Below are 363 nucleotides of genomic sequence, written 5' to 3'. Positions count from 1 at the left end.
ACGACGACCGGCCCCGCCGTGATGGTGACCGTCCGTTCCGTGGGAACGATGACCGGCCCCGTCGCGATGGTGACCGTCCGTTCCGTGGGAACGATGACCGGCCCCGCCGTGACGGTGACCGGCCCGTGCGTGGGGGGAGCAGCGACCGTCCGTTCCGTGGGAACGATGACCGTCCCCGCCGCGATGGTGACCGTCCGTTCCGTGGGAACGATGACCGTCCCCGCCGTGACGGTGACCGGCCCGTTCGCGGGGGGAGCAGTGACCGTCCGTTCCGCAGCAACGACGACCGTCCGCGTCGCGATGGTGATCGTCCGTTCCGCAGCAACGACGACCGTCCGCGTCGCGATGGTGATCGTCCGTTCC

Annotated in this window: 1 protein-coding gene; it reads left to right on the top strand. The window is 70.5% G+C overall.

What is annotated here, in order from left to right:
- Positions 1 to 165 precede the first annotated feature (165 nt).
- On the top strand, positions 166 to 363 hold a 198-nt coding region (locus QCD68_RS17220), incomplete at its 3' end, for a hypothetical protein (RefSeq protein WP_301223894.1).

This window comes from Curtobacterium sp. PsM8 (assembly GCF_030433875.1).
Taxonomy (GTDB): domain Bacteria; phylum Actinomycetota; class Actinomycetes; order Actinomycetales; family Microbacteriaceae; genus Curtobacterium.
This window is presented reverse-complemented; position numbering and strand designations above follow the sequence as displayed.